This window comes from Paraburkholderia acidisoli (assembly GCF_009789675.1).
Lineage (GTDB): Bacteria > Pseudomonadota > Gammaproteobacteria > Burkholderiales > Burkholderiaceae > Paraburkholderia > Paraburkholderia acidisoli.
Genome location: NZ_CP046915.1, coordinates 1 through 17,804 on the forward strand (window position 1 = coordinate 1; position 17,804 = coordinate 17,804).

Below are 17,804 nucleotides of genomic sequence, written 5' to 3' on the forward strand. Positions count from 1 at the left end.
ATGAGCAACGTCGAACTTTTCCACTACCTGCTGCTCCTGATCTGCGGCGCAGGCGCACTCACCTGGCTTGCGGAACGCATTGCCATTCCCCCGGCGGTCGTGCTGCTGTTCGGCGGCTGCGTCGTCGCGATCGTCGGCAAGCGCGTGCCCGACATGGACCCCGACCTGCTGCTCGCGGCCGTGATGCCGCCGCTCCTGATGTCGAGCGCGTTCTACACGGCATGGAAGGAGTTTCGCGGCGAACTGGGCACCATCGTCTCGCTCGTGCTCGGCGCGGTGACGTTCACGACGCTGGCCGTGGCCTGCGCCGTGCATGCGTTCAACCCCGCGCTGCCGTGGGCCGCGTGCTTCACGCTGGGCGCGATCGTCTCGCCGCCCGACGCCGTGGCCGCGAAGGCGATCCTGCAACGCAATCCGCTGCCCGCGCGACTCGTCGCCGTGCTGGAAGGCGAAAGCCTCGTCAACGACGCCTCGGGTCTGCTGCTCTACCAGATGGCCGTTTCCGCAGCGCTGGCCGCGACCACCATTACGGTGGCGAGCGGCACGGGCCTGTTCTTCGCGCTCATCCTGATCGGCGTCGCGGTGGGTCTCGCATGCGGCCACGCGATGTGCTGGGTGCTCCAGCGCCTTGCCGACCCGATGCTCGGCATCGTCCTGAGCTTCGCGATGGCGTGGGCAAGCTATGGGCTGGCCGAAGCCGCGGGCGGCTCGGGCGTACTCTCGGTCGTGACCTGCGGCCTCGTGCTCGGGATTCGCCAGCATCGCGTCTTCAGCGCCGACATGCGCATCAAGGCCAAGGCCACGTGGGAAGCCGTCGTCTTCATGCTCGAAGCGCTCGTGTTCGTGCTGATCGGACTCGCGCTGCACAGCCTGCTCGCGCGCGTGAATCACGAAAGCACGGTGCTGATGGCGGGCTTGCGCGTCGCGTTGCCGGCAACCGCCGCCGCGATTCTCGCGCGTCTCGTGTGGGTGTTCGCGGCGATCTGGCTGCCGGGCCGCTTGCGCGCCCAACGCGCCGGCAACCGGGGCGGCAATCGGGGCGGCGGCCGGGCATGGTCGTTCGCCGAGGCGGCGGTCATGGGATGGGCGGGCATGCGCGGCGTCGTGAGCCTCGCGGCCGCGCTCGCATTACCCGACGCTTTTCCGGGCCGCGACCTGATCGTCTTCAGCACGTTCCTGCTGATCATCGCCACGCTCGTCGTGCAAGGCGGCAGTCTCGCGATGCTGATCCGTCTGCTGAAATTGCGCCCCGCCGCGCGTCACACGATGTCCGAGCACGAGACGCGCGCCCGCACCTTCGGCGCCTCGCTCGCGGCGCTGGACGCCATCGGCAAGCGCGCGGAGCCCATCGCGCCCGCCATGCTGGAGCGCCTGCGCGCGGAATACGGCATCCGCGTGGCCGCCAACGAGAAGGCATACGCTGCGGGCGCGGAACACGTCGAGGAACGCACGCGCTTCCTGCGTGTGGAACTGGAACTAGTGGGCGTGTCGCGCCAGACGCTGCTCGGGTTGCATCGCGAAGGCAAGGTCGACGACGCGGTGCTCCATCGCATCGAATCGGAACTCGATCTCGAGGAGCTACGGCTGCTGCGTTTGCAGGAGCCATAATTCGACGGCCTGATTCGAAGGCCTGACCTGTGCCGCCTCCGTGGCGGCAACGCCACCGGGAACGGCATTTGCGCAGGGCGCTCCGCGCCATCCGCACAACAACAACGCTACCGTGGTCCGTACCGCCACGCACAACATGACCGCCGACTCGACACGCAAAACGTTTTTCCACATCCTGCTCGCCGTCGTGACGATCGCGCTCTGCTGGATCCTGCTGCCTTTCTTCGGCGCCGTGTTCTGGGGAACCATACTCGCGATCGTCTTTCAGCCGATGCAGCGCTATCTGGCCGTGAGGCTCGGCAAGCGCCGCAACATGGCCACCCTGATCACGTTGCTCGGTACGATTCTGATCGTCATCCTGCCGCTCGCCATGGTGGCCGCGACGATGGTTCAGGAAGTGGCGACCGCCTATACGCGCCTGCAGGCATTCCAGCCGCACGCCACCGAATACTTGCAGCACGGCATTCAGATGCTGCCGGTCTGGATGCAGGACAGCCTCGCGAAGTTCGGCCTGAACGACATCGCCGGGATCCAGAAGCGGCTCACCGACGGCGCCGCCACCATCAGCCAGTTCGTGGCCGCGAAGGCCCTGAGCATCGGGCAGAACACGTTCGACTTCGTGGTGAGCTTCGGCGTGATGCTCTATCTCGTGTTCTTCCTGCTGCGCGACGGCGCGGAAATCAGCCGGCGCATCCGGCGCGCGCTGCCGCTCGAAGCGGAGCCCAAGGAGCACCTGATCGCCAAGTTCAGCACCGTCGTGCGCGCGACCGTCAAAGGCAATATCGCCGTGGCCGCCGTGCAGGGCTTCCTGGGCGGCTTGATCTTCATGGTGCTGGGGATTCAGGGCGCGCTGCTGTGGGGCGTGCTGATGGCGTTTCTCTCGCTGCTGCCGGCCATTGGCGCGTCGATCGTCTGGGTGCCGGCGGCCATCTACTTCTTCGCCATCGGCGCGATCTGGAAAGGCGTGATTCTGGTGCTGTTCTGCGCCGTGGTGATCGGGCTGATCGACAATCTGCTGCGGCCTATTCTCGTGGGCAAGGACGTGGGCATGCCCGACTGGTGCGTGCTGATCTCCACGCTCGGCGGCATGGCGATCTTCGGCATCAACGGCTTCGTGATCGGCCCGTTGATCGCCGCGCTGTTCATGGCCTCATGGGACCTCTACGCGCGCGACGAGGAAGCCTGACGCAATACGCCGGGCGCGCGTGAACGTCTCGCGCGCCCGGTGACCACAACGCGCTCAGGCCAGCCGGAACACGGCCACGGTTTCGCGCAGCTTGCCGGCCTGATCTTCGAGCGACTGGGCCGCCGCCGCCGACTGCTCGACCAGCGCCGCGTTGCGCTGCGTGGCTTCGTCCATCTGCCCCACGGCCACCGCCACCTGATCGATACCGTTGCTCTGCTCCTGCGAAGCCGCCGCGATCTCGCCCATGATGTCGGTCACGCGCTTGATCGCCGCGATGATTTCGCCCATGGTCTGACCGGCGTCGCCCACCAGCGCCGTGCCCGACTGCACGCGCGCCACCGAAGTGTCGATCAGCTCCTTGATCTCCTTCGCCGCACTCGACGAACGCTGCGCCAGCGAGCGCACCTCGCTCGCCACCACCGCGAAGCCGCGGCCCTGCTCGCCCGCGCGCGCAGCTTCCACTGCCGCATTCAGCGCGAGAATATTGGTCTGAAACGCAATGCCTTCGATGATCGCGATGATGTCCGCGATCTTCGTCGAGCTTTCGTTGATGTCGCTCATTGTCGCGACCACTTGCTCGACCACGTTCGCACCGCGCGAGGCGGTATCGGACGCGTTCGCGGCCAGCACGTTGGCCTGCTTCGCGTTCTCCGCGTTCTGCTTCACGGTGCTCGTGAGCTGCTCCATGCTCGCGGCGGTTTCCTGCAAGGCAGACGCCTGTTCTTCGGTGCGCGAGGAAAGATCGAGATTGCCCGCGGCGATTTCGCTGGTCGCCTGCACGATGGCGGCGCTGCCCGTGCGCACGGAGCGCACCGTTTCGGTCAGCGCGGACTTCATCGCCGAGAAACCGTCGAGCAACTGGCCCATTTCATCGCGCGAATGCACGTGCACCGTACGCGTCAAATCGCCCGCGGAGATCGCCTGGAAATGCTCGAGCGCGATGGACAGCGGCACGCCGATCGCCCGGCGCAGCATCGACCATGCGTAACCCGCGAGCGCGATCCCCACGAGGATCGCAACGAGGCTGATCGTCTTGATGCGCTCGTAGCGTGCGGTCGCGTCCGCATACGCCTGGTCGGTGCTGTTCTGCTGGAACGCGAACAGGGCCTCGTTGGCTTTCGCGTAGGCGTTGAAGCGATTGGCCAGTTCGCCCGCAATACGCTGCGCGGTAGGAGCATCGCCGGCCTTGACCGCGGCCCAGCCCTGGTCGAGCAACTGCTGATGCGCGTCGTAGGCCTGATGCACCGCGCGGTCGAATTCCGCCTCGCCCGGCGCATCGGGCAGGTCTTCATACGCCTTCAACTGCCTGGCGGCCGCGGCGCGAAACACCTTGGCCTTTTCGATCGCCGTGTCCACGGCCGGTGTGCCGATCTGCATCACCGCGCGGTCGTAGTTGAGACGCTCGCGCGCCACGTTCAGGTTGGCGAGCGAGGCCGCGAGCATGCCCGGCATCTTGTTGTTGTGCGTATCGCCGAAGTCGCTGTTGCTCGACGCCATGCCATACAAACCGAATGCGCCGATCATCACCATCAGCGCGCCAAGGACGAGCATCGACACACCAACCTTCGCCTTGATCGTAAAGCCGTTCAACATGTTCTTTTGCCTGCCTGCGAGAAAGCTTGCTACCGTGAAAAGGAAACCACATCTACGTTGGCTAACGGCAAAACAGCGCTTTTCTTTAGGGTTTGTACTAATACGACGCACGCCGGGCTTCCGCGGTCCTCCGTAACGCTTTTTCGGTGATGCTTGCCCCTGGGTATCCGGATACCTCACACGAAAAGATTCCGCGCGGTTGTCATTCTCAAAACGAATTCACGGTGAACCTTATGCGTGTCTTTTATGACATCGTCGTAATGGGCAAGAATAGGTAAGACAAAGAAACCGATTAATTCACTCGCAGAACATAGCTATTGTGAAAAATGGAGGTAATCGCCATTTTTTCGCGCTGTAGAATGCCGAGGCCTGTTTTTTACAGGTGTTTTCTCACGCAAGCATTACTTCACCTCCCTTACACAAGGGAGGTTTTTTTGCGTCTCATCAAATCGATTTCCTGTCGATTTTTACGCCTTATTTCAGCCGTGTGATCTCGAAGCCACGAAATTCGCGCATTGTTTTTTTAAATCATTGCGCGAGTGAAAAGAGCGAGATAGCCTTCGTGCTCATTAAAAGCGGTTTTTACAAAAAAACGGAGTTAGCAGATGAAACTACGCGCCCTTCCCCTTTCCGCCGTTGCCGCGTTCGGCGCGGTTTTCGGCATGACCGGCGTCGCTCACGCGCAATCGAGCGTCACGCTCTACGGCACGATCGACACCTCGATCACGTACGTCAGTCACGCTTCCGCTGGCCAGAATCTCTGGGCACTGGGTAACAGCAGCGCCGGCAATCTGTCCGGCTCGCGCTGGGGCCTGAAAGGCTCGGAAGATCTCGGCGGCGGACTGAGCGCCATCTTCCAGCTCGAAAACGGCTTCAACCCGTCCACCGGCGCGCTTGGCCAAAGCAGCCGCCTGTTCGGCCGTCAGGCGTTCGTGGGTCTCGCGAGCAGCCAGCTGGGCACGGTCACGCTCGGCCGCCAGTACGACCCGCTGATCGACCTCGTGCAAGGCATTACCGAAGACAACTACTTCGGCTCGGTGTTCGCCACGGCCGGCGACGTCGACAACTACGACAACAGCTTCCGCGTGAACAACGCGATCAAGTACACCACGCCGGTGTTCCGCGGCCTGCAGGGCGAAGCCATGTATTCGTTCGGCGGCGTGGCGGGTTCGACGGGCGCGGAGCAATCCTACTCGGCGGCGGTCTCGTACAACAACGGCCCGCTCGCGGTGGCAGGCGGCTACTTCTACGCGGCCAACAGCACGGGCAACCGCGCGCTGACCGGCTGGGCGAGCACCTCGGACGGCACGTTCGACAGCGCCGTCAACACCGGCTACGCCTCGGCGCATTCGCTGCAGATCGCACGCCTCGCCGCGCAATACACGCTCGGCCAGTTCATCTTCGGTCTCGGCTACAGCAACGCGCAATACGCTTCGGACGCGGGCTCGACGTTCTCGGGCACCGAGAAGTACAACACGGGTCAGGGCTTCCTGAACTACCAGGCCACGCCCGCGCTGCTGGTCGGCCTCGGCTACAGCTACACGCACTCGAACGGCAACACCTCGGCAACCTACCACCAGGTGTCGATCGGCGGCGACTACAACCTCTCGAAGCGCACCGACCTGTACCTCACGGCCGCATATCAGCACGCGAGCGGCGAAACGGGTAACGGCACCGGCGGCGCCGTCAGCGCACAAGCTTCCATTGGTTCGTATGGCTACAACGGCACGAATTCGCAAACGATGGTCAACCTCGGCCTGCGTCACCGCTTTTAAGACCGCTTCTAAGACCGCTTCCAGGATCGTTTTTAAGGCCGCTTCCAGGACCCCTTCCAGGACCGCCGCCAGGCCGGTTCAACGCGAAGCCTGAACGATCCGTAACCGGCCCGTGCGGGTCGGGTACGAAGCACGCACGTCCCTGTGCCGCCGCGAAGGCGCGCAGGGACGTTTTCTTTTGCGCGCCGCCTTGTCATGCCGATGGCGAAACGCGCGGCGAATGCCACGCGCCCGCTCAAGATCCCGCCCAACCGTGCCGATATCCGGAGAGCCTCCCTCTCACGCCCTCGCTTCGGCCCGCCCGCTTCCCGCTTCCCGCTTCTGCGCATCATCATGACGATCAAACTCAAACTGCGCCTGCTGATGCTGGCGACGCTCATCGCGATCGGCGGCGGTATCGCCGTCACCGGCTGGGGCTTTCATAGCGTCGGCGAGACGCAGGCGGACGCGCACCAGCGCGAAACCCAGGTGCGCGGACTCACCGAGATCAAGGCCAGCGCGCTCTCGACCATCGAACTCGATCCCGCGTCGAACGACACGCGCAACGTGTTCGACGCCGCCGAACGCAATATCGACACGTGGTCGCACACGATCGAGCCGCTCTTCAACTCGGCCGAGCAGCAGGAACGCCTCAAGTCGGTGCGCGAGCAATGGGCCGCGTACGACCAGCAATCGCGCCAGTTGATGGATCTCGCGGCGCAGGACCCGAAAACGGCGAACGCGCGCGTGACCGATCTCTATCACTCGCACTTCGAACCGCTGCGCGCGGCGATCGAAACGATCATCGGCGAGGCGGGCCGGCGCGGCGAGGCGGCGGTGCAGCGCGCCAATCGCACGAGCGAAAACGCGATGGTCGTCGTGATCGCCGCGCTGCTGCTCGCCATGCTCGTGGTGGTCGCGTGGATCGGCGTGCTCTCGCGCTCGATCGTCCGCGCGCTGGCCGGCATTCAGGGCACGCTGGAACGCGCGAGCGATTCGCTCGACCTCACCCTGCGCGCGCCCGACGCGGGCAACGACGAGATCGGCCAGACCGCGCAGGCATTCAATCGCCTGATCGCCCGCATCGCCGAAGTCATGACCACGGTGCGCGATTCCGCGCAAACCGTGGGCACCGCGTCGAAGCAGATCGCGGCGGGTAATATCGACCTGTCGAGCCGGACCGAGGAACAGGCCGCTTCGCTGCAACAGACCGCGGCCAGCATGGAAGAACTCACGGGCACGGTGCGGCAGAACGCCGAGAACGCGCGCCAGGCCAACGCGCTCGCGCAAACCTCGACCGGCGTGGCCGCGCGCGGCGGCGCCGTGGTGGCGGAAGTCGTCACGACGATGGGCGAGATCAACCGCAGCTCGGCCCGCATCGCGGACATCATCGGCGTGATCGACGGCATTGCCTTTCAGACCAATATCCTCGCGCTGAACGCGGCGGTTGAATCCGCGCGCGCGGGCGAGCACGGCCGCGGCTTCGCCGTCGTCGCGGGCGAAGTGCGCGCGCTGGCGCAGCGCTCGGCCACGGCGGCGCGCGAGATCAAGACGCTCATCGAAGACTCCATGACGCGGATCGATCAGGGCTCGGCGCTCGTCGATCAGGCGGGCCGCACGATGGACGAAGTGGTCGGCAGCATCCAGCGTGTCACCGACATCATGGGCGAAATCTCGGCCGCCTCCGACGAGCAGAGCAAAGGCATCGACCAGGTCGGCCAGGCCGTCACCCAGATGGACGAAGTCACGCAGCAGAATGCGGCGCTCGTGGAGCAGGCGAGCGCGGCGGCGCAGTCGCTCGACGACCAGGCGCGCAAGCTTCAGGCGGAAGTCGAGGCGTTCACGCTGATGCGGTGAGGGAAGCGGGCGCCGCGAGAAGCGGGCGCGCCGGTGAAATGCCCTTCGTGCGGGGTCGCCGCTTGCCTCTGCGGCTTCGCTGGAAACAAGATTTATTCTCATTTACACTTCAGACCTCGTCAGTCAACGCCGAGCGTGACTATGTCTGATTCAGGGTCCGATTCCGTCCATTCGCTTTACGCGAATCACCATGCGTGGCTCCACGGCTGGCTCAAACGCAAGCTCGGTTGCTCGTTCGAGGCGGCGGACCTCGCCCACGACACTTATGTGCGGCTCATCGCGTCGCGGCGATTTCCGCAGCCCGACGAATCGCGTGCCTGGCTCATGCAGATCGCCAAAGGCCTGGTCGTCGATCTTTATCGGCACCGGCAGATCGAGGCCGCTTTTCGCGATTCGCTCGCGCTGATGCCGGAGGACCGATGGCCTTCGACGGAGCAACAGGCGATCGCCATCGAGACACTCGTCGAAATCGACGCGGTGCTCGCCTCGCTCCCGGCCAGGGTACGCGAAGCCTTTCTGCTCTCCCGCTTCGACGGGCTGACCTACTCCGAGATCGCCGTTCGGTTGAAGGTCTCGGTCGCGAGCGTGCGCAAGTACATGCTGCGGGCGGCGCTCGCCTGCTTCGCCACGCTGGCGGCATGAGCCGCCGCCTGAACCCGGCAGCGGGATCGCCGCGACTCGACGACGACGCCGTGGTGCGCGAAGCGCTGCAATGGCTCGTGATCCTCTGGTCGGGCGAGGTCAGCCGCGCCGAGCGCGAGGCGTGCGAGCGATGGCGGCATGCCAGCCCCGCGCACGAAGCGGCCTGGCAGCGCCTGCAGTCGCTCGACGCGCGGCTCGGCGCCGTGCCCGCGGCGCTCGCCGCACCGACCTTGCGCGGCGCGCGCCAGCGGGCGCGCCGGCGAACGGTGCTGCGCTCGCTGATGCTGGCCGGCAGCACTGGCGCACTGGCCTGGGCGGGGCGCGATGCACTGCCATGGCGAAGCTGGACGGCGGACTACCGCACCGCGACCGGCGAGCAACGTCAACTGGTGCTCGCCGACGGCACGCGCCTCATGATGAATACCGCGAGCGCGATCGACATACGGTTCAGCCCGCAAGAACGCCGCGTCCTGCTGCGCGCCGGCGAGATCTACGTCGCGACGGCGCACGAAAGCGCCGCCCGCTACCGCCCGTTTCTCGTCGAAACCGCGCAGGGCTCGGTTCAGGCGCTCGGGACGCGCTTCTCGGTCAGACAGGCCGAGGCACTCTCCTATGTCGCGGTCTACGAGGGCGCCGTCGCGGTCAAGCCTTTGCATTCGGCGGCCGGCCTGCGCCTCGCGGCGGGCGAGCAAACCGCCTTTGCCGCCGACCGCGTGAACCCGCCGTCGCGCGTGGAAGTCAATTCGGCAAGCTGGACACGCGGGCTGCTGATCGTCGAGCAGATGCGCCTCGACGCCTTCGTGGCCGAACTCGGGCGATATCGTCCAGGCTTCCTGCACGCCGAGCCGTCCGTCGCGAACTTGCGCGTCTCCGGCGTCTTTCCACTCGACGACACCGACCGCGCGCTGGCTTCGCTCGAACGCGCCCTGCCCGTCGGCGTTCGCCATGCCACGCGCTACTGGGTGACGGTCGGGCCGCGCTGAACCGCAGTCGCCGCCATCGCGCACATTATTTTCGAATCCGGGTAGCACTTTTTCTTTCTCGTACGGGAAACCGGCAAAGCACTCCGAACCACGAGAATGAAAAAGGAAATCCGGGAATGAGCCACCGTTACACCCTGCCGCACACCTGGCCGTACTGCCTCGCACTCGCGAGCGTCGTGGCGATAACGCCCGCCGCGGTGCACGCCGCGCCGCTCGCGGCCGCCGTTCGCCATTACGACATTCCGGCGGGCACGCTCGATCAGGTGCTCAATCGCTACGCGAGCGAGTCGAACCTGCTGCTCTCCGTCGACAGCAAGCTCACAGCCGGGCGCGCCAGCCCCGGCCTGCACGGTGACTACGCGGTCGAGGCCGGTTTCTCGACGATTCTCTCGGGTAGCGGACTCGACGCGGTGTCGGACGGCACCCGCGGCGGCTACGTCCTGCGAACCTCGCCCGTGGCCGCGCCCACGGCCGCCGCCGACGCGGTGTTGCCCGCCGTGACGGTCAACGCACGGGCCGCCCGCGACCTGAACGGACTGCCCGTGCCCTATGCGGGCGGTCAGGTCGCGACCGGCGGCCGCGTCGGCATGCTCGGCAACCGCGACGTCATGGACACCCCGTTCAACACCGTGAGCTACACGCGTCAGCTGATCCAGGATCAGCAGGCGTATTCGGTCTCCGACGTGCTCGCGAACAATCCGTCGGTACGCATCCTCTATCCGGACAACGACGGCTCCACCGACTTCTTCATTCGCGGCAACAAGGTCTCGCAGCTCGACATCGCCTATGACGGGCTGTACGGCATCGGCACGCCGGGGATCGAGTCGCTGGAACGGATCGAAGTGCTGATGGGCGCGAACGCGTTGCTCAACGGACTCGGGCCGATCGGCGGCGTTGGCGCGTATATCAATCAGGTGCCGAAAAAGGCCACCGGGGACCGCGTGGCCCAGTTGTCGTTCGGTTACATCGGCGGACAGTTCGGCGGCAGTGTCGACGTCGGGCAACGCTTCGGCGCCCAGAAGCAATTCGGCATCCGGTTCAACGGCGCCTATCGCGACGGCGATACGGAAGCGGACCATCAATCGCGCAAGGTCGGCACGGCAACGCTCTCGATGGACTGGCGCAGCCCCGACGATCACGTGCGTCTCTCGACGAATTTCGGCTACCGCGAGAACGACAACGATTCGCCGGCACGCACGCTGTATATGTTCAGCAGTACGTTCAAGATTCCGGCGCCGCCCAGCGACCCGAAACTGAACTGGCAGAACGCATGGTCCTACGACAACACGCGGACGACGTTCGCGACCGCGCGCGGCGAAGTCGACATCACGCCCGGCATCACGGCCTACGCGGCGATCGGCGGCTCGCAGTTTCGCGAAGAGCAGTTGTTCGCGAACTCGTTTCTTCTGAACGGTAACGGCGATATCGGCCAGAACCAGGTGTACTGGCCGCTGTATCGCAATACCATTTCCGGCGAAACGGGCGTGCGCGGCACGCTTCAGACCGGCCCGGTGAAGCACAACTGGTCGCTGGCGCTTTCGGGCTTGCGCGAGAACAACGGCATCGTCGCCACGACGCTGGAGACGACCTACACGAACCTGTACCGCCCGGTGTTCATCGCCCAGCCAGGCATTGCCGGTCTCGCCGATGCGGACAACGTGCCGCGCACGACGGAAACCGAGCTGTATGGCATCGCGTTCGCCGACACGATGTCCGTTCTGCACGACCGCTTGCAAGTCACGCTCGGCCTGCGTCAACAAGGCGTCAGCGCGAAGAACTATTCGACCGCGGGCGTGCCGACTTCGAGCTACGACAAGAGCGCGCTCACGCCAGCGGTCGGCTTGAACGTGCGCGCGACGGAGGACCTGTCGCTCTACGCCAATTACATCGAAGGCCTGCAGCAGGGCGGCCAGGCACCCACGGGTTACAGCAACGCCGGGCAAAGCTTCGCGCCGTTCGTCTCGAAGCAGTACGAAGTGGGCGCCAAATACGACTTCGGCAGCCTCATGGCGACGTTGAGCGCCTATCAGATCAGCACACCGAATGCGCAGGCCGACGGTCTCGTGTACGCCGTCAACGGCGAGCAGCGCACCCGCGGCCTCGAATTGAACACCTATGGCGAGATCGCGCGCGGCGTGCGGCTGCTGGGCGGCGCGGCGTTGATCGACGCGCGCCAGACCCACACGGCCAACGGCACGAACGACGGCAAGCGCGTCACGGGTGCGGCCAATTTCCAGTTGAATCTGGGCGCCGAATGGGACCCGGTCTTCCTCCCGGGCTGGACCGTCAGCGGCCGCGCGATCTACACCGGCTCCGAATATATCGACGCCAGCAACCAGCAATCGATTCCGTCGTGGGTCCGCCTCGACGCGGGCGTGCGCTACACGACCGTGATCGCCGGACACCAGACCGCGTTTCGTTTCAACGTGGAAAACCTGACGAATCGCAGCTACTGGGTGGGTGGCCAGGGCTTCGTCATGCAGAGCCGGCCGCGCACCTTCCTCGGTTCGGTCAGCATCGCGCTGTGAACGTTGCCGGTTGCGGGGTCTGACATGGCGCGTTCGATGCGCAGGTGGCTTTGGGTGCACAAGTGGAGCAGCCTGCTCTGCACGCTGTTTTTACTCGTCGTATGCGTGACGGGATTGCCGCTGATTTTTCTCGACGAAATCAGCGAGCAGTGGCGCGGCGATCCGGGCGCGGCGCCGCTATCCGCCGATACCCGGCTCGTCGATCTGGACCAGCTGGTCGCTTCGGCCGTGGGGAAACACGGCGCATTTCCCGGTGAAACGGTGCGCTGGCTCAGCATCGAGGACGACCTCGGCCAGATCTGGATGGGACTGGCGCCCTCGTACGGCGCCGCGCGCGCGCTCGATCATGTCGTACGCTTCGACGCGCGTAGCGGGCGCGTCGTTCGGGCCGCGCGCTCCGGCGAACATACCTCGCCCATGTGGCTCGGGCTCCTGTTCAGGCTGCACACGGACTGGTTCGCGGGTCTGGCGGGAGAATTCTTTCTCGCGTCGATGGCATTGCTGTTCCTGATCGCAACCGTGTCCGGCGTGGTGCTTTACGGGCCCTTCATGCAGAAGCTGGCATTCGGCACGGTACGCGCGCAACGTTCGAGGCGCGTCCGCTGGCTGGATCTGCACAACTTGCTGGGCATCGTGACGGTCGCCTGGGTCGTCACCGTCGGCGTCACCGGCATCGTCAACCAGTTGTCGACACCGCTCTACGACGTCTGGCGCGCAACCGCGCTCGATCGGCTGCTCGCGCCCTGGCGACACCAGCCCATGCCGGCCCAGCTTTTCTCCGTGCAAGCGGCCTATGAAACGGCATTGCGCGCCGAGCCGGGCAAGACCGTGCGGAGCCTGCGCTTTCCCGACGCGCAACTCGGCAGTCCGTATCACTACCTGATCTGGACCCGGGGCGCTACGACCTTGACCTCGCAACTCGCGACGCCGGTTCTCGTCGATGCGAGATCGGGACGGCTCACGGCAACCCCGCCGCTGCCGTGGTATCTGGCGGCTTTGCTGATGGCCCGCCCGCTGCATTTCGGCGACTACGGCGGCATGCCGCTGAAGATCCTCTGGGCGGCGCTGGATCTCATGACCCTCGGCGTGCTGGGCACCGGGGCGTATTTGTGGATCGCGCGCCGCCGCACGCGGAGCGGCGCGGTCGGCAGGATCGACCCGACCGCCCGCTGACCGCGCCGGATGCCGGTGACTGATAGGGCGATGCGTCACCGCAACAGCTAGCGGCCGACTCAGGCGCCCCCTTCGCGCGACCCTTGCGTCCCGCCTTCATTCTATTTATTATTGATAATAGTTCTCATTTCCAACTTAGTTTCAACATCGTCCGGACAGCCCGGCAAGAGGTCCGCTTTTTCATGTCCGCCACCGAAATGCCCCTGCAGCACGACGTGCAGGCGCTCTACAGCGAGCATCACCGCTGGCTGTGCGGGTGGCTGCGCAAGCGGGCCGACAATCGCTGGGACGCCGCCGATCTTGCCCAGGACACGTTTCTGAGCGTGATCACGGGTGGTTACGCCGACGAAATCCGCCAGCCGCGGCCGTTTCTCATCACGATCGCGCGGCGCCTGATGGCGCATCGGCATCGGCGGCAACTGCTCGAAACCAGCTATCTCGAGATGCTGGCCGGCATGCCCGAGGCGCTCGCGCCCTCGCCCGAAGTGCTCGCGCTCGCGCTGGAAGCCTTGAAGCAGGTCGACGAAGCGCTCGACGGCCTGCCGCCGAACGTGCGTGAAGCGTTCCTGCTCGCCCATCTCGAAGAACTGAGCTACGCGGAAATCGCCGCGCGGCTGAAGGTGTCGATGAGTTCGGTCAAGCAATACCTGACCCGCGCCAACCGCCACTGCCTGTTCGCGCTGGCCGCGTGACCCTTCCGCCCGTCTGATCCGCGCCTTCATGCCACGTCTCGCCACCTCTTCCTCCGTGCCCATGGCGGGCGGTCTGCCGATCAGCGAGACCGTGGCCGACGAAGCCGCGGAGTGGGTCACCCTGCTGATGTCCGGCGAAGCCACCGACGACGACCTGCGCCGCCTGCAGGCGTGGCGCGCCGCCAGCCCCGACCACGAGCGCGCGTGGCGGCACGTGGAAGCGGTCAGCGGCCGCCTGAAGGTGCTGGAAACGCACGCTGCGTACCGGTCGCTGTCCTCGCATGGCGAGCTTGCGGCGAAGGGCCGCCGCCGCGTGGTGAGCGTGCTGCTGTGGGGCGGCGCGATCGGCGCGGGCGGCGCCTGGATCACGCGCACCGCCACCTGGCAAAGCCAGCTTGCCGACTATCACACGGCCACGGGCGAGCAACGCGCCGTGGCGCTCAACGACGGCTCGCGCATCCTGCTCGACACCGGCAGCGCCATCGACGTGCGCTTCGACGCGCGGCGCCGGGTCGTGCGGCTCATCGCCGGCGAAATGATGGTCGTCACGGGCCATGCGCTGGTCGACGGCGCCCCCGACGCGCGGCCGTTCATCGTCGAAACCGGCGAAGGCCAGATTCGCGCGCTCGGCACGCGCTTCACCGTGCGGCAAAACGACGATCACACCGCCGTGGCCGTGCTGGAAAGCGCCGTCGAGATCCAGCCCGACGACGCGCCCGGGCTGCGGCACGTCCTGCACGCGGGCGAACGCACCACGTTCACGCGCCGCGCCGTCGCGGGCGTCGCGCCGCTCGCGCCACAGGACTCGGCGTGGACGCGCGGCCAGCTCGTCGCCGACGAAATGCGGCTGCGCGACTTTCTCGACGAACTCGCGCGCTATCGGCCCGGCATCGTGCGCTGCGATCCGCAAGTGGCCGATCTGCGCTTCTCCGGCGTGTTTCCGCTCGACGACACCGACCGCATCCTCGAAACGCTGCCCACCGTGCTGCCGGTGCAGGTGCGCCAGCGCACGCGCTACTGGGTCACCGTCACGGCCCGCTCGTAAGCGCGCTGCGGGCGCGGCGGCGGCGCTTTTCGCGTCCACCGAAAAAAATGTCGATTTTTGTCTGCCCGATTGCCGCGCTCGCGGCACCTATCCCATGAGGACTTCGTTTTTAACTTCCAGATCATGGGGAAATCATGTCGAGCGACGGGCGCCAGCCGAATACTTCCAATAACAACGCCACTGCCGCCGTTCCGCCCGGCATCGAGCGCACCGCGCTCCGGCCGAAGGTGCATGCGATGGCCGCGGCCGTCATCGGCCTGGCGCTCGCCGCCGCGCTGCCGGACGCGTTCGGCGCGGCGCCCGGTGCGGCACCGCTGAGCGACGCCGCCGAGCGCGCCTACGACGTGCCGGCCGGCCCGCTCGCCGCCGCGCTGCGCGATCTCGCGAGTTCGGCGAATCTGCTGCTCACCTTCACGCCCGAGCAGACCCAGGGCAAGACCACGAACGGCATTCACGGCCGCTACACGCCGCCAGCCGCCTTGAGCGCGTTGCTGTCCGGCACGGGCCTCGACGCGGTGCAACTGAACAACGGCGCGTGGATACTCCAGCCCACGCCCGCCGCCGGCACCGCCGCAAGCGAACGCGTGCTGCCAACTTTGGCGGTCAAGGGACAGGCGTTCAATCCCGATGCGCCGCTGCCCGCCTACGCGGGCGGTCAGGTCGCGAGCGGCGGCCAGTTCGGCGTGCTCGGCGCGAAAGACCTCATGGATACGCCGTTCAGCACGACCAGCTATACGGAAAAGAAAATTGCCGACGAGCAGGCGCGCAGCGTCGCCGACGTGCTGTTCGCCAACGATCCGTCCGTGCGCGCGTCCATCGGCTCGAGCAACCGCTACGACGCGTTCACGATACGCGGCTTGCGCGTGGCCAACAGCGACGTGGCGCTGAACGGGCTGTATGGCCTCGTGCCGAACTGGCGCATCGGTATCGACTCGGTGGAACGCATCGACGTGCTGAAAGGCCCCGGCGCATTTCTCTACGGCATGGCGCCGGGCGGCGGCGTGGGCGGCAACGTCAACATCGAGACCAAGCGCGCGGGCGACGAGCCGCTCACGCGCCTGACCACCGACTACTCGTCCGACGCGGTCTTCGGTGCTCACGCGGATATCGCGCGGCGCTACGGCGACCGCAAGCAATTCGGCGTGCGCCTGAACGCCTCGCTCGACGGGGGCGACACGCCCTACGACGGCGAATCGACGCGCAGCGGCGACGTCTCGCTCGGCCTCGACTATCGCGGCGACCGCTTCCGCGTGTCCGGCGACTTCATCTACCAGAACGATCACACCACGGCGCAGGAACGCGGCTACAGCATCACCTCCGGCATCGCCGTTCCCGCCGCGCCGAACCCGCGCACCAACCTGAGCCAGTCCTACGACTTCTCGCAATCGCAGAGCACCACGGGCATGGTGCGCGGCGAGTACGACCTGACGAAGAAAGTGACGGTGTTCGCGGCGGTCGGCGCCAACACGTTCCACTTCGACAAGCGCGAAACGAACGGCGGCACGATCCTCGACGACGCGGGCAACGTGAAGATCGGCTCCAACGCTTTCCAGAAAGGCCAGTACGACACGGTCACGGGCGAAGTGGGCGTGCGCGGCCACTTCTCGACCGGTCCCATCGACCACGAAGTGACCTTGAGCGCGAATGCGCTGAATCAGACCTACAAGCTCGGCCAAACCGCTTACGCCGACTACGTGAGCAACATCTACTCGCCCGTGCGCGTGTCGACCGCGGTGACCTCGTCGTATCCGGAATCGAAGGCCACCGAACTGACGATGACGAGCCTCGCGCTCGCCGACACGCTCTCCTGGCACGACGACCTCGTGCAACTGACGCTGGGCGCGCGCGAACAGCATGTGGATTCCAAAAGCTATTCGAGCACCACGGGCCAGGTCACGCGCCAGTACAACGACAGCGTGTTCACGCCCGCCGTGGCGCTCGTGATTCGCCCCGTGCAGCAATTCTCGTTCTACGCGAACTACGTGGAAGGCTTGACGCCGGGCCCCACGCCGCCCACCACCGCGGTGAACTCGGGCGACGTCTTCGCGCCGTTCAAGTCGAAGCAATACGAAGTGGGCACGAAATTCGACTTCGGGCGCGTGGGTTTTGGCGTGAGCGCGTTTCAGATCGACGTGCCGAACGGCATCACCGACCCGAACACGCACGTGTTCGGCCTGAACGGCGAGCAGCGCAATCGCGGTATCGAACTGACCACGTATGGCGAACTCACGCGGCGCGTGCGGCTGCTGGGCGGCATCACGTTCTTCGACGCGCGCCAGGCGCACACGGCGGGCGGCGCAACCGACGGCAAGTTCGCCATCGGCGTACCCAAAACGCAAGTCACGCTCGGCACGGAATGGGACGTGCCCTATCTCAACGGTCTCACGCTGATGTCGCGCGTGATCTACACCGGCACCACTTATGTCGACGCCGCGAACCAGCAGTCGGTGCCCGCGTGGACGCGGCTCGACCTCGGCGCGCGCTATGCGACGAAGGCGGCCGGCATTCCGCTCGTGTTTCGCGGCACGGTAACGAACGCGCTCAACCATCGCTATTGGGAAGCGAATCCTTCGGGTTATGTGATCGGCGCCGCGCCGTTGATGGCGTGGCTTTCGGTGACCGCCGACTTCTGAGGCGGCTTTCGGGGCGGCTTTCCGGCCGATGGGCGTGGCGCTCGTGGCGCTCGCGTTAATTTCGTTGCGCACGCAATCGACGCGAAAACATTGGCTGACGCATAATCGTC

12 protein-coding genes are annotated in these 17,804 nt (G+C 65.9%); 11 read left to right on the forward strand and 1 reads right to left on the reverse strand.

Features of this window, described 5'->3' with window-relative positions:
• The gene (locus FAZ98_RS22250; RefSeq protein WP_158954134.1) at positions 1–1,608 is read left to right on the forward strand and encodes a cation:proton antiporter; all 1,608 of its coding nucleotides are present in this window, start codon (positions 1–3) and stop codon (positions 1,606–1,608) included.
• A 136-nt stretch (positions 1,609–1,744) separates the two neighbouring features.
• On the forward strand, positions 1,745–2,794 hold the full coding sequence (locus FAZ98_RS22255; protein ID WP_158956385.1) for an AI-2E family transporter: 1,050 nt from the start codon (positions 1,745–1,747) through the stop codon (positions 2,792–2,794).
• Positions 2,795–2,848: 54 nt separating this feature from the next.
• On the opposite strand, the gene FAZ98_RS36075 is transcribed toward FAZ98_RS22255, so the two are convergent.
• On the reverse strand, positions 2,849–4,387 hold the full coding sequence (locus FAZ98_RS36075) for a methyl-accepting chemotaxis protein (protein ID WP_158954136.1): 1,539 nt from the start codon (positions 4,385–4,387) through the stop codon (positions 2,849–2,851).
• Between the two features lie 605 nt (positions 4,388–4,992).
• On the opposite strand from FAZ98_RS36075, the gene FAZ98_RS22265 reads away from it, so the two are divergent.
• The 9 genes from FAZ98_RS22265 (at position 4,993) to FAZ98_RS22305 (ending at position 17,694) form a co-directional block, all read left to right on the forward strand.
• Complete coding sequence (locus FAZ98_RS22265; protein ID WP_158954138.1) at positions 4,993–6,162, forward strand: porin; 1,170 nt, start codon at positions 4,993–4,995, stop codon at positions 6,160–6,162.
• 333 nt (positions 6,163–6,495) lie between these two features.
• Positions 6,496–7,998 carry a methyl-accepting chemotaxis protein gene (locus FAZ98_RS36080; protein WP_158954140.1) on the forward strand — a complete coding sequence of 501 codons (1,503 nt, stop codon included), beginning with the start codon at positions 6,496–6,498 and terminating at the stop codon, positions 7,996–7,998.
• Positions 7,999–8,139: 141 nt separating this feature from the next.
• Positions 8,140–8,640 (forward strand): sigma-70 family RNA polymerase sigma factor, encoded by a 501-nt coding sequence (locus FAZ98_RS22275; RefSeq protein WP_158954142.1) that lies wholly within the window; start codon positions 8,140–8,142, stop codon positions 8,638–8,640.
• Positions 8,641–8,693: 53 nt separating this feature from the next.
• Positions 8,694–9,623: a FecR domain-containing protein gene (locus FAZ98_RS22280; RefSeq protein WP_233272877.1), complete on the forward strand. Its 930-nt coding sequence runs from the start codon at positions 8,694–8,696 to the stop codon at positions 9,621–9,623.
• A 116-nt stretch (positions 9,624–9,739) separates the two neighbouring features.
• On the forward strand, positions 9,740–12,151 hold the full coding sequence (locus FAZ98_RS22285; protein WP_158954146.1) for a TonB-dependent receptor: 2,412 nt from the start codon (positions 9,740–9,742) through the stop codon (positions 12,149–12,151).
• A 24-nt stretch (positions 12,152–12,175) separates the two neighbouring features.
• Positions 12,176–13,324 (forward strand): PepSY-associated TM helix domain-containing protein, encoded by a 1,149-nt coding sequence (locus tag FAZ98_RS22290; protein WP_158954148.1) that lies wholly within the window; start codon positions 12,176–12,178, stop codon positions 13,322–13,324.
• A 182-nt stretch (positions 13,325–13,506) separates the two neighbouring features.
• Positions 13,507–14,016: a sigma-70 family RNA polymerase sigma factor gene (locus tag FAZ98_RS22295; protein WP_158954150.1), complete on the forward strand. Its 510-nt coding sequence runs from the start codon at positions 13,507–13,509 to the stop codon at positions 14,014–14,016.
• Between the two features lie 28 nt (positions 14,017–14,044).
• Positions 14,045–15,061: a FecR domain-containing protein gene (locus FAZ98_RS22300; protein ID WP_233272878.1), complete on the forward strand. Its 1,017-nt coding sequence runs from the start codon at positions 14,045–14,047 to the stop codon at positions 15,059–15,061.
• A gap of 134 nt (positions 15,062–15,195) precedes the next feature.
• Complete coding sequence (locus tag FAZ98_RS22305; protein WP_158954152.1) at positions 15,196–17,694, forward strand: TonB-dependent receptor; 2,499 nt, start codon at positions 15,196–15,198, stop codon at positions 17,692–17,694.
• Positions 17,695–17,804 lie beyond the last annotated feature (110 nt).

Excerpts from the sequence above, each read along its gene's own strand:
- FAZ98_RS22285 (WP_158954146.1), top strand. The coding sequence starts at position 9,740 with ATGAGCCACCGTTACACCCTGCCGCACACCTGGCCGTACTGCCTCGCA.
- FAZ98_RS22295 (WP_158954150.1), top strand. The coding sequence starts at position 13,507 with ATGTCCGCCACCGAAATGCCCCTGCAGCACGACGTGCAGGCGCTCTAC.
- FAZ98_RS36080 (WP_158954140.1), top strand. The coding sequence starts at position 6,496 with ATGACGATCAAACTCAAACTGCGCCTGCTGATGCTGGCGACGCTCATC.
- FAZ98_RS22275 (WP_158954142.1), top strand. The coding sequence starts at position 8,140 with ATGTCTGATTCAGGGTCCGATTCCGTCCATTCGCTTTACGCGAATCAC.
- FAZ98_RS22290 (WP_158954148.1), top strand. The coding sequence starts at position 12,176 with ATGGCGCGTTCGATGCGCAGGTGGCTTTGGGTGCACAAGTGGAGCAGC.
- FAZ98_RS36075 (WP_158954136.1), bottom strand. The coding sequence starts at position 4,387 with ATGTTGAACGGCTTTACGATCAAGGCGAAGGTTGGTGTGTCGATGCTC.
- FAZ98_RS22250 (WP_158954134.1), top strand. The coding sequence starts at position 1 with ATGAGCAACGTCGAACTTTTCCACTACCTGCTGCTCCTGATCTGCGGC.
- FAZ98_RS22300 (WP_233272878.1), top strand. The coding sequence starts at position 14,045 with ATGCCACGTCTCGCCACCTCTTCCTCCGTGCCCATGGCGGGCGGTCTG.
- FAZ98_RS22255 (WP_158956385.1), top strand. The coding sequence starts at position 1,745 with ATGACCGCCGACTCGACACGCAAAACGTTTTTCCACATCCTGCTCGCC.
- FAZ98_RS22265 (WP_158954138.1), top strand. The coding sequence starts at position 4,993 with ATGAAACTACGCGCCCTTCCCCTTTCCGCCGTTGCCGCGTTCGGCGCG.
- FAZ98_RS22305 (WP_158954152.1), top strand. The coding sequence starts at position 15,196 with ATGTCGAGCGACGGGCGCCAGCCGAATACTTCCAATAACAACGCCACT.